The sequence below is a fragment of the Methanosarcina sp. MSH10X1 genome (assembly GCF_004099695.1).
GTDB lineage: Archaea > Halobacteriota > Methanosarcinia > Methanosarcinales > Methanosarcinaceae > Methanosarcina.
On sequence record NZ_SCHL01000015.1, the window covers coordinates 62001 to 73564 of the forward strand.

9 protein-coding genes are annotated in these 11564 nt (G+C 39.7%); 2 read left to right on the forward strand and 7 right to left on the reverse strand.

Annotated elements, in window-relative coordinates; all coding sequences use genetic code 11:
• Nucleotides 1-55: 55 nt before the first annotated feature.
• From EQO05_RS11530 to EQO05_RS11550, 5 genes are all read right to left on the reverse strand, one after another.
• On the reverse strand, nt 56-1270 hold the full coding sequence (locus tag EQO05_RS11530; protein WP_128506683.1) for a glycosyltransferase family 4 protein: 1215 nt from the start codon (nt 1268-1270) through the stop codon (nt 56-58).
• A gap of 51 nt (nt 1271-1321) precedes the next feature.
• A complete protein-coding gene (locus tag EQO05_RS11535; RefSeq protein WP_128506657.1) occupies nt 1322-2248 on the reverse strand; it encodes a glycosyltransferase family 2 protein in 927 nt (308 codons plus the stop codon).
• Nucleotides 2238-3278 (reverse strand): polysaccharide deacetylase family protein, encoded by a 1041-nt coding sequence (locus EQO05_RS11540; RefSeq protein WP_370273741.1) that lies wholly within the window; start codon nt 3276-3278, stop codon nt 2238-2240. Before EQO05_RS11540 ends, EQO05_RS11535 begins: the two co-directional genes overlap by 11 nt.
• Nucleotides 3271-4344, reverse strand: a complete 1074-nt coding sequence (locus tag EQO05_RS11545) for a DUF354 domain-containing protein (RefSeq protein WP_128506661.1) — start codon at nt 4342-4344, stop codon at nt 3271-3273. The genes EQO05_RS11540 and EQO05_RS11545 overlap by 8 nt, the downstream gene beginning before the upstream one ends.
• A gap of 591 nt (nt 4345-4935) precedes the next feature.
• On the reverse strand, nt 4936-5214 hold the full coding sequence (locus EQO05_RS11550) for a hypothetical protein (RefSeq protein ID WP_128506663.1): 279 nt from the start codon (nt 5212-5214) through the stop codon (nt 4936-4938).
• Between the two features lie 226 nt (nt 5215-5440).
• On the opposite strand from EQO05_RS11550, the gene EQO05_RS11555 reads away from it, so the two are divergent.
• Complete coding sequence (locus EQO05_RS11555; protein ID WP_128506665.1) at nt 5441-6724, forward strand: UDP-glucose/GDP-mannose dehydrogenase family protein; 1284 nt, start codon at nt 5441-5443, stop codon at nt 6722-6724.
• A gap of 68 nt (nt 6725-6792) precedes the next feature.
• Here the strand turns inward: EQO05_RS11555 and galU are convergent, their stop codons facing one another.
• Nucleotides 6793-7695 carry a UTP--glucose-1-phosphate uridylyltransferase GalU gene (gene galU, locus EQO05_RS11560; RefSeq protein WP_128506667.1) on the reverse strand — a complete coding sequence of 301 codons (903 nt, stop codon included), beginning with the start codon at nt 7693-7695 and terminating at the stop codon, nt 6793-6795.
• Between the two features lie 199 nt (nt 7696-7894).
• Between galU and EQO05_RS11565 the strand changes: the two genes are divergently transcribed.
• Entirely contained in the window at nt 7895-8845 is a 951-nt protein-coding gene (locus tag EQO05_RS11565; protein WP_128506669.1) for an NAD-dependent epimerase/dehydratase family protein, read from the forward strand.
• 314 nt (nt 8846-9159) lie between these two features.
• Here EQO05_RS11565 and EQO05_RS11570 read toward each other — a convergent pair whose 3' ends face one another.
• Complete coding sequence (locus EQO05_RS11570; protein ID WP_128506671.1) at nt 9160-10629, reverse strand: flippase; 1470 nt, start codon at nt 10627-10629, stop codon at nt 9160-9162.
• Nucleotides 10630-11564 lie beyond the last annotated feature (935 nt).

Below are 11564 nucleotides of genomic sequence, written 5' to 3' on the forward strand. Positions count from 1 at the left end.
CTTATCCTTGATGAGTTATTGATTAATAGGAAAACATAAGACTAATTCCGAACCCTTAGATTTCGACTTTGAGTTCTGATTTGCAGACTTCGTTAACCTTTTTCGCAACACTGTACCAGCTGTAATTTTCAGTAACATAACTTAAACCTTTTGAGCCCAGTTTCGTTCTCAAACCAGGGTTTTCAAGCAACTTTAAGATACCTTCTGCAAGAGCTTCCGGGCTTTCAGGAAGGGCAGGAATCCCCCCTTCGGATGCCTTAAGTATGTCAGAGACACCGCTAATGTCACTTGCGACTACAGGTTTTCCGCAAGCCATATACTCATATAATTTTAAAGGAGACAGTCCTATTTTTGCGTTTCTGGCAAGTATAAAGGGAGCAATACAGGTATCGCTCGCATTAATGTAAAGAGGTACGCGATTGTAGGCAACTACACCCGTAAAAATAAACCTGCCCTCAACTCCGAGTTCCCTGCAGAGCTTGAGAAGGCTGTCTTTCATGACCCCGTCTCCGACAATAAGAAAGTGACATTCAGGGAACCTGGAAAGTATAGAGGGAGCTGCCTTTACCAGATACTCAACTCCCTGCCAGGGAGCAAGATTGCCTACAAAACAGACATAGGGAATTTCCGGATCCAGACCGAGTTCTTTTCTGCAGATTTCCTGTTCCTGCGGTTTGAAAAGGGAAGTATTTGCCCCATTGGAGACCACGACTATTTTTTCACCAGGGATGTTATAAGACTTTTCAAGATTTGCCTTTATTCCGGGAGTTACAGCAATAATTCGGTCTGAATAACCGAGAGCTTTTTTGAGGATAAATAGTTTGAGCCTGGCGTGTGCGGAGAAATATCGGTTTGAGAAACTCCCTTTCTTGCCTGGTTGTAAGAGTTTATTTCCTTCGTTTTTCGTTCTGAAGAGATTTTTTTCATCCTCCGGAATTCCATTTAACTCATAAACCATTTTTTTGCACCTGCTTTTACAGAAGAGTCCAGCAAGGAAGCCGAAGTTGGGATTGCGGGTATACACCACATCAAAAGTCTCGGAACCCAAAAGGTTTACAGAACTGCTGAAGTAGTTGATAGTAAGTGAGAGGAAACTCCCAGGTGAAATATAATGGCTATGGATATTTTCCATATTCGAGAGGGGACTCCTGCCAGCCGTAAATATGTGAATTTCATTGTCAAGCCTGGCGAGATTGCTCACAAGTTCACATCTATGGATAAGCGAACCGTCGGCAAGAGAAAGGGGTCTTACCATATCCAGAAAAAGCATCTTCAAATTATCACCTGTGAGTGAGTTGCTTTTTACAAATGCTGCTAATATTCACGGCTCTCCCTCCAGTACATCTCTTGAATTCCGACTAAAAACTCCCGATACTCGGGATAACAAACCTGTAAGCCCCTGATTCTTGTAGTAAGCCCTTATTTCAGGGTCCTGGATTTGTTTATCCCTTTTAATTGCCGAACTAAAATAGCCCCAGAAGTAAGCAGCGCCTGTATAATAGGGGTATTTCACTGAGAAGTAAAGTACGTTTACTAGAGCAATTAAAGAATTTTTGCCGAGATAGTAAGCCATCCAACCATTTTTAATATATCCATGCCAGAGTCCATCTGCTGCACTTGTTTTACGTTTCTGCATCTGGACGACATCGGCATATTGTACGAGCCTCCAGCCTCGCATGAGAGCTTTTATGTTGGAAATTGAATCCGGAGATGGCTCAACCTGATAGCCGCCGGTCTCAAAGAAGCACTCCTTCCTCCAGATCCTTCCCGTGCCACGAGGAAGATTTTTGGTAGTTACTTCCAGGGAAAGTTTCCCTTTAGTCTCATAATATATTCCGCCGCTTACAATCCCGATAGAATTATCCTTTTCAAATTCATCCAGGAGTTTTCCAAAATAATTTTCTTCCAGAACCGTATCGGCATCCAGAAGGGCTATATACTCGAATTCGAGATTATTTCCCCTGCAATACTCAAGCGCATAATCAAAACCCTGTTTGCAGACATAACTATAATGAAAAGTAATGTCTCTTGGTCTCGGAGGCAATCTTATGCTCTGGACCCAGGAGCAGTTTGCCTGCAGGTCTTTGAGAATACATGGTGTTCCATCCGTACTCCCGTCGTCGATTATAATCCATAACTCAGGTCTTAATCTTTGTCCTATTACGGACTTCGAGACATCAGGCAGATTTTGTTCTTCATTCTTCGCAGGCGTAACCAGCAGATATTTTCTTTTTAAATCAGACCCCATCTCTCCACCACCTGTAAATTTCTTCCCCGCTTGTCATCCAGGCTCCTTTTCCAGAGCAGTAATGAAGTGCCTTCTCATACAGCCTCATCCAATCATTTCGGAAATTGCAACTGAAAATGAAACTATGCCATAGCAGGGTAATAACACCATTTAGGCTTGCTGTAATATCAATCAGATTTTTTGTGCGCTCCCATGCCTCCTCAAAAGATTTCGAAGTAGCAAAAAGTGCAACATCCATTACGACAAGTGGAATCTCGAGGATATCGATTTCTTTTTCTGTATTAAGGTTATATGGAGTGAAAGGATGACACATGCCGTTCCTGAAACCAACTGAGTATCTATGCCCGAAAGTTGAATCGTAACCGAAACCCGCATCTGCAAGGAATTCCCAGGAATCAGGAGTTTTGAACCTGAGGTAATGGTTACGAAAACCTATGACCTTTTTACCTAGAATCGATTCAAGTCTATCTTTTTCTTTTTTTACTTCCTCGGGATTGTCATATGAATAGTAACCTCCGTGGAGACCAACTTCCCATCCTCTATCTGAAATTTCTCCCAGATGATCTTCTATGTCTTCGAGATTATACCTGAAACGTACTGGATCGGCTTCCGCAGTAATGAAATAAAAAGAGGACTTTGCTCCAAAACTGGCTTCAATATCCATAATTTTAGAAAAATTAAGGTAAGGAGAGTAGTCTATTCCCCTCAATTTCCAGATTAACTGAGCTACAGAATCCTTGAGATCCAGATGTTTAAGACCGTAAGCTGATGACAATAAGCTATGTGAAAGAGGTGGATAAACATCGTCCACATCATGAGTTAAACAAACGGCAAATGACTTATTTTCAGGAAATTCAACCTGCATTCCATGCTTCATAAGATACCTGGAAACCTCAGGCTCAGAAGCATTTCGTTGATCTTCTTCCGAGAAAAGAAAACGCTGGTGCTCATCCAGCTTTTCGGGAGAATATTCTTCTTTTCGGGTGAAAAGATCCCATATATCCTGGTTATTCATCAGTAGTTCATGCATAAGACTCATCCGAGACCGAAGATAAAAGAAATCCGGATTTTTTTTCAGGAAGACTTTCTATGAGCTTGACCATAAACTCGGTCACGTTAATCTTATCCCTGAGCAGGGCAGCCCTCTTCAGATCCCATGTTTTCTTGAGTTCCGGATCCTGGAGAAGTTCTATTGCTTTTGTCAGGGCTGATTCCGAATCACTGTAATTAAAGAGTAAGCCGTATTTTTTCTCGAGTTCGGAAAAGTTACCCATGGTCCCTGCCAGAGTGGAAATATAGATTGAAGGAGTTCCAAGGATTGCACTTTCAACAGCCATAGTTGCCCCTTCACCCACATACAGAGTGGCATAATAGAGCAGGTGATGAATTTTTTCTGGGGAGACTCTGATTCTGTACCTTTCAAATTCTTTTGCCAGGGGTCCTTCTGAGGTTATGAATACTTTCCCGAATTTTTCAACCTCCTGCACAAGTGATAGTTTATTCTTGATTCCATGTTGACCGACGTCATGATGCGCTCCCCATGAGACGAAACGAAGGATTGTAAAAGGTTCACCTTCTTCTACCCCGAGATCTTTCAGAATTTCAGGGCGGGGAGTAAAATAAGATGGGTGAAGATAAGCCAGTTCATGATAGCCATTATACCGCATCTGTTTCCTTCCTTCATCTTTTAGATAGCATGAAGGAGTACAGATTATATCACAGAAAGGATAGGTTATTTTCTGAGCCAGCACTGCATGCTCGGTGTCGTTAAAAATTATGGATTTCTTCCGCCGTATCCAGGCTATTTGAGCTACAGCTGGAGAAAGAATGCCCATAATAAGGTCAGGGTTAAATTGCTGGGTAATTTTAAAAGTTTTAAACTCTCTTATGAACCATTCTTCAAGCAAATTGCCCTTTCCTGGTTTTACTTTGCTCAAAACCGTATGTGGAATTCCGTAGGCGTTCAAGAGATCTATTACTACATCCTTATCCCGCGAAACTACCATTACTTGATGTCCTTTTTTCTCAAGACTCCATATAATGTTTTTAAAAAAGTGGACATGGGCTGGATGCCCTATATCGACAAGAACTCTCACTTTTTCACTCCCCAATTAATATTTCCTATATTACAATACGAAGAGAGATAGACAGCCTGTCTGTATGAAGGGTCCTCCCAGACTGAGGGTTAGAAAAAACTAACTTCAACCCGATTTGAAAGCGTATGAGATAAACTAATATTAACAAATCAGGAAATTCTCCTGTCCTTTCTGCCTTATTTAGACAAAAATATGCAGTCGAATCCTGGTTTTTCACTCAGCCCTGATTTCGAACCATTCTGTCAGATAGACATCCCATACATTACTCTAACCTAACAGATAGTACTATTTTGGTCTAGTGGCTGATGATTCCCCCATAATAGTGTCCTCACAAAGCTTAATTTTTACTTCAGATATGGTCACTAACAAACAATATTACGACTAGAAGATAAATGGCTCAAGAATAAATAAGTATGGAAACTAAGTTACTGAACTAACATGAGTGAAAATTTACGTATGTGTAATTAAGGCTTTTTAAGGCTTAAAACCGAAAAGAAGGCATTATTAATCCATTAATATTTAGACGGGAAAATAAATTAAGAAGATCAGAAAAAAATTTCTAAATAAAAAAAGTTATAGACTTACTGGGGATTACCGTGTAAAAATTATTTCAAGGCTTGCAAAGAGAAAACTGGCGATAAAACATATAATCAAAGGATAAATTCCCATATCCATTGAATCTAAAGAAAACCGGTCTTCTTCTCTGGAGGCAAGTAACATTTCCTTCATACCCAGGAGAGCAATTAAACCTACGACCGTTATCTGATAGTACTCAGGAATTCCAAAATCCGTCGAGAGAAAGCAGATGCCTAAATCAGGAAGAGAATTTCTTGCAGTAGATTCTATACCCATACCAAATATTGAAAGCATTATAATCCCCCAAAACCACTGAAAAGGAATTGTCAGAACAATATACTAAATCTTAACTATACAGAGTATCACACTTAAACTATATAAATATATGAAGACGGGTAAGGAAATCAACAATACAAACATGGCAATCTGGTAATATCAAGAGGAACTTAAAGAGTGCCTATCAAAAAATAAATAAGAATTGGAATTTATTACCTCTCCACTCAATAAAGAGGTTTAATTTATGAAAATTTCCGTTATAGGTTCAGGGTACGTGGGTTCGGTCACAGCCGCATGTTTTGCAGAAACCGGGCATGAAGTGGTCTGTGTAGATATTGACAAGAAAAAAATGGATCAGATAAATGAAGGCATTCCCCCAATCTATGAAGAAGGTCTTGGAGAACTTTTACGAAAACATGCTGGAAAAAATCTCACTGCAACCACGGACTATGAATCTGCAATCAGGAAGACAGATATTTCCTTTATATGTGTAGGAACTCCTTCAGCAGAAGATGGAAGCATAGATCTTTCAATTGTCCGTGCAGCAACAGCAAGTATAGGGGCAGTCCTGGCAAAGAAAAAGGGGTACCATGTTGTTGTTGTCAAAAGCACAGTTGTGCCTGAAACAACTGAAAAGTTTGTCCTTCCCGTGCTTGAAGAAACTTCAGGAAAGGTAGCCGGGAAAGACTTTGGGGTTGCAATGAATCCCGAATTCCTGAGGGAAGGGAAAGCAGTTTATGACTTCATGAATCCTGATAAAATAGTTGTTGGAGCAATTGACCAGAAAGCCGGAGCTCTTGTTTCAGAACTTTATAAATCATTTAAATGCAAAGTCACGCTCACGAATCCGTCCACAGCAGAAATGATTAAATACGCAAATAATTCTCTTCTTGCAACAAAGATTTCTTTTGCCAATGAGATAGGCAATATCTGTAAAAAGCTGAAAATCGATACCTATGAGGTAATGGAAGCCGTAGGTAAGGATTCAAGGATATCCCCCAAATTTTTGAATTCAGGAGCAGGATTTGGAGGGTCCTGTTTCCCTAAAGATGTAAAGGCTCTCATAGGAAAGGCAAAAGAGATAGGGTACTCTCCAGTGCTTCTGGAATCCGTAATTGACGTAAATGAGAAACAGCCAATTCTAATGACTGAAATACTCAAGAAGAAAATAGGAAACCTTGAGGGCAAAAGGATTGCAGTTCTTGGACTTGCTTTTAAGAACGAGACGGACGATATAAGGGAGTCCAGAGCTATCCCTGTCATTGCCGAACTTCTAAGGCTTGGAGCAAAAGTTTCAGCATATGATCCAATGGCAATCGAGAATATGAAACGGATCTTTCCAACAATTGAATACTTCGAGAAAGCTAAGGATGCTCTTGAGGGGGCTGATGCTTGCCTTGTAATGACAGAGTGGGATGAATTCAGGCAGCTTAATTCCGAATTTGAAGCCATGAAAGAAAAGATAATAATCGACGGAAGAAGGGTAATTAAAACGAAAAACGTAGATTATGAAGGGCTCTGCTGGTAAAACCTGCAGAAACCCCGTTTTCTCTTTTTATTCATAATTTAGTGTAACTCTGCCGATCTCTAACTACCTTATTGTATGTAACCTGATTTTTCGGAGGGAGCTTCCACCGTCACCAGGATTTCTCTCAGGTACTCAAGTACATCTTCTCTGAGACTTTCGTTTTTAAGGGCAAAATCCACTATTGCCTTTACATATCCGAGCCTGTCACCGGTATCAAACCTTTTTCCTTCGAACCTGCAAGCGTAGATTGTCTGGGTGCGGTTCAGGAGTCGGATGCCGTCAGTCAACTGAATTTCGTTTCCTACTCCGGTTCCGGCTTCTTTTATGCAGTCAAAGATTTCAGGGGTGAAAACGTAGCGTCCTATCGCCCCTATATTCGAAGGAGCATTTTCAGGTGACGGTTTCTCGACAATATCCTCAAGGACATAGAGTGAATCATTTAGAGGCTTTCCCTTTATAATCCCATAGCTGCTCAGTTTTTCATAAGGAACTTCTTCCACTGCAAGCGTGGATCTCCCATATTTCTCAAAATTTTCAATTAGTTGAGCTGTACAGGGCTTGTTATTCACGATAATATCATCCCCGAGGAGTACGGCGAAAGGTTCGTCTCCAATATGGTTTTCTGCCCTGAGGACTGCATCTCCAAGCCCATTGGGCTCTTTCTGGCGGATATAATGAATATCTACCAGGGAAGAAACGTCTCTGACAAGCTTGAGAAGTTCAGTATTATGCTTTTTCGCAAGGTGCATTTCGAGTTCAGGAGAATCATCAAAATAATCCTCAATTGCTCGTTTTCCCCTGCCTGTAATAATGATAATATCCTCAATTCCCGAGGCAATTGCTTCCTCTACAACGTACTGGATCACAGGTGTGTCAATAATAGGGAGCATCTCTTTTGGCATTGATTTGGTAGCAGGCAGGAAGCGGGTTCCAAGGCCAGCCGCCGGAATAAGTGCTTTTTTAACAGTCAAAATAAACTCTCCGGTAAAAGGGATTCTGTAAAAAGGTTATTCTTACAGTTGGGTTAAAGTACTTTTCAATCATAACATCTTTAATTTTCCGATCATTTATTTACCCAGCCTCATGTTGAGTATGAGGTAAGGGCAAATGATTGATTCAAGCGATTATAAAATGTTAATATGGAAAGAGAAATTATCTGGAGAATTTTTCATGCCTGCAAAGAATAAAATACTTGTGACAGGAGGAGCCGGTTTTATAGGGAGCCATCTTGTAGACCGTTTGTTAGAAGAGGGAAACAACGTTACTGTTTTTGATAACCTGAGTTCAGGAGAAATTGAGTTTATACAGCATCATCTGGAAAACCCGGATTTCACCCTGATAAAAGGAGACCTTCTTGACCAGGAAGCGATAGACATAGCATGTAAAAATATTGATTTTGTTTGTCACGTGGCTGCAAACCCTGATGTCAAACTGGGTGCTTCGGACACCAGAGTTCACCTGGATCAGAATATTCTGGCAACCTATAATCTTCTGGAAGCAATGAGAAAGAACAGTATTAAAGAAATTGCGTTTACTTCTACCTCGACGGTGTATGGGGAGGCGAGTGTTATGCCCACTCCAGAAGATTACGGCCCTCTTATTCCTATATCTCTTTACGGTGCCTCTAAACTGGCCTGTGAAGCCCTTATCACTTCATATTCTCATACCTTCGATATGCAGGCCTGGATATTTCGGTTTGCGAATATAGTTGGCCCTCGCAGCACACATGGAATTACGGTAGACTTTATAAGAAAACTGAAAAAACAGTCCAATGTGCTGGAGATTCTAGGCGATGGCAAGCAGGAAAAATCCTATCTTCATGTATCGGAATGTGTTGATGCGATATTGTTTTTAATAGAGAAGAATGAAGAAAAGGTAAATATTTTCAATATTGGCTCTGAGGATACTATCAGCGCCACAGAGATAGGAAGAGCCGTTATAGAAGAGATGGGACTTTCTAATGTTGAATTCAGCTATACTGGAGGAAGTAGAGGCTGGAAAGGCGATGTGCCGAGGATGCGACTGGGGATTGAAAAAATGAAAAGTTTGGGCTGGGAGCCGGGCTATACATCAGAAAGAAGCGTAAGGGAAACGGCAAGGGCATTACTTGAGAAGAAATGAATAGAATAACCTTCACTCCGATTATCCCTAAATTAATTTTGCTGGCGGGTGTAAAAATTAAAATTTCCGAATTTTTATACCAGCATGCTTTTTTAAGACTTTAATAGAATTGAGGAATTAAGCTTCAAATCTTTTTTTGGGCATGGGAAAGATCTGGGTTGATTCATAAGTACCGTATAGATCCGGTGAAACTCATATTGCAGTGTGAGGGATAAGGCACAAAGGAATGAAACCATTTTTGAAAGACGTGGGCATATCCAGAGTAAGTGCCCCCGGAACAGGGCAAGTTCCCGGCACTAAAAAATAAAGATAAGTTATTGTTTGACTTCACTTTTGACTCTGAATAAATACCTCCGTATTAAAGAAAGCTCATAATCGCTGAATCCACCGACAAAGAACATCACAACAAGATAGATGAGTACGCCCATACCTGCAATCTCGAAAAGCTCGAGAATACTTGAAATAACGAAGTGAGAAACAAAGAAATACATAGATATTGAGGACAAAATACTTTTTGCAATATCATTAAAATAAAAATCAAGCTTAAAGTGCTTTAAGGATAGACGCATGCAGAGCACGGCCATTAAAAAGTAAGAAAATAAGGTCGACAGTGAAGCCCCGACAATTCCTACAGAAGGTATCAGCAGAAGGTTGATCAATACGTTCGAAACGGCAGCAATAATATTGATGTAGGTCGTAGTTTTCGTCCGTTTAATAAGAAACATAGTATTAACAAATATCTGGAAGATCCCCGCCAGAAGACCGGCAAAAGCGATGATAGGGATTACAAGCCAGCCTGAAAGGAAATCCTCAGTGGTAAGGATTCCAAGCAGAGGTTTTGCAAGAGCTGAAAGCCCGAAAACTGCAGGAATCGAAATAAGTAGGAAATATCTCAGAGAATGAGACATATAAATTCTTACTTCATCCATTTTATTTTCATCAAATAGTTTTGATAACTCGGGAAGGAGAATGAGTTGAAGAGGACTTACAAAAAGCTGTATAAGGTTTCCGATCGAACAGGCTGCCGAATATACGCCCACGCTTCTGAGTCCGAGAAAATAAGTAACCATATATCTGTCACTTGATTCAGTAATCCATCTTATAAGTGCATTTGGAGTTAGTGGCAGGGAAAATTGCAAATACTCTTTTATATAGGTAAACCGAGGGATAACGAATCCTATCTGTGATATAATTATTAGGAGAGAGATTAGAAAAATGGAGCCCTGTACAAATAGGGTAGCTGCTATTACACCAAGAAGCCCGTATCCCATTTTGAGAAGAATAAGAATAAAAAGTAACTTTCCAAGTGTTTCAAAGAGAGTTAAGTAGGAAAATTTCTCAATCTGCCTGAAGACCCTGAAATAAAAAAGAGATATAGACTCGATTACATTCAGAAGGATTAAAAGGGAACCTGCCTGGACAAAATAAGTAGCCTCTGGGTCTTTAAAACCTAAGGTTGCAAGAGGTTCTGCAAAAGTATAAAGTAAAAATGAGGCAAGAAGGCCGGTTACAGTTACAAAAAAGAGAATTGAATAAACTGCTTCCCTTATTTTTCTGGTTTCAGTCTCAGAGGATAGAAATCTGACAAACCCCATAGATAGACCCATAAGTGCAAGAGGGGAAATAAGGGATACAGTGATATTGATCTGGGCCCAGAGTCCGTAATCATAAGTTCCAAGGGTTTTTGTGATTATCGGAAGCAGGAAGAAAGTGCCCAGGCTTGTAAGTGCCTGAACTGTCCCGATAAAACCAACGTCTTTTGCAAACTTTTGATATGACACCATATCACCTTAAAAAGAATTACGTTTTTAATAATTTTAGTTAAGAAAGTTACGAAAATAGCCTTATGGAAGTTTTTCCTAAGACTTGGTCCAGCTCATTATCCAGAGAATAATACTTAAATCCTTTTGAACGCTGACCATCTGGCTCAGGTTTCAACCTCTCAGTAAAAATTCTATTTACTACTACAGTATAATAATTTTCATTCATAGGAAATACCTTTTAATATTGAATTTGAAAGTCTCGAGCTATCTTATTATATTCAGTGTTAACTTTGGGTTTATTTACTTATATTCAGTGCTAACTTTGAGATTGTTTATTTATATTCAGTGTTAACTTTGAGTTTAATTCAAGTGAGTTCCTTTTAATAAAAATCAGACACTAGCCAACCCCAATAAGAGATTTCTACAACACATAAAAGCCTTTGTGTTTGGGTAATTTTTATTAGAAGTTTATTGAGTTTCTGGATATGACTTTTTGAAAAGCAGATGAATAGGGTAAAAAGGATCAGGAATGGAGAAAATCAGCATTCTCTGGCTTACTAGGAAAATGGAATTAAAATCCTGCATAAAGCATAGATGCTCTAAAAGCTATCCTGGCCTGAAAATAGAATTATTTAAAAGGACAAATGAGCCTCAGGTGCAAAAATTAATCAAACTAAACCTGAAGCAAATTTAAAAGCTAATATATTTTGCTTAAAACGATTATTTCTACTGAAATCCTCAAAAATTCATTATTTTTCACTTTAGCAAAAGGTAGACACTCCAAAACATCCGGTACTCAGAATTTAATTCTCAGCCCGGAAGTAATGGAAGTCTCCTTTGACAATACTAACTTAGCTGTATACCAGACTCAGTTCTGGGACCTGGCTCACGTTTCCGCAGTCGGCACTATAAAATGCTATATAGTTGTCACCTTCACTGCGGGCTTTTATCAGGAA

Excerpts from the sequence above, each read along its gene's own strand:
- EQO05_RS11530 (WP_128506683.1), bottom strand. The coding sequence starts at position 1,270 with ATGCTTTTTCTGGATATGGTAAGACCCCTTTCTCTTGCCGACGGTTCG.
- EQO05_RS11535 (WP_128506657.1), bottom strand. The coding sequence starts at position 2,248 with ATGGGGTCTGATTTAAAAAGAAAATATCTGCTGGTTACGCCTGCGAAG.
- EQO05_RS11540 (WP_370273741.1), bottom strand. The coding sequence starts at position 3,278 with ATGCATGAACTACTGATGAATAACCAGGATATATGGGATCTTTTCACC.
- EQO05_RS11550 (WP_128506663.1), bottom strand. The coding sequence starts at position 5,214 with ATGCTTTCAATATTTGGTATGGGTATAGAATCTACTGCAAGAAATTCT.
- EQO05_RS11555 (WP_128506665.1), top strand. The coding sequence starts at position 5,441 with ATGAAAATTTCCGTTATAGGTTCAGGGTACGTGGGTTCGGTCACAGCC.
- EQO05_RS11565 (WP_128506669.1), top strand. The coding sequence starts at position 7,895 with ATGCCTGCAAAGAATAAAATACTTGTGACAGGAGGAGCCGGTTTTATA.
- EQO05_RS11570 (WP_128506671.1), bottom strand. The coding sequence starts at position 10,629 with ATGGTGTCATATCAAAAGTTTGCAAAAGACGTTGGTTTTATCGGGACA.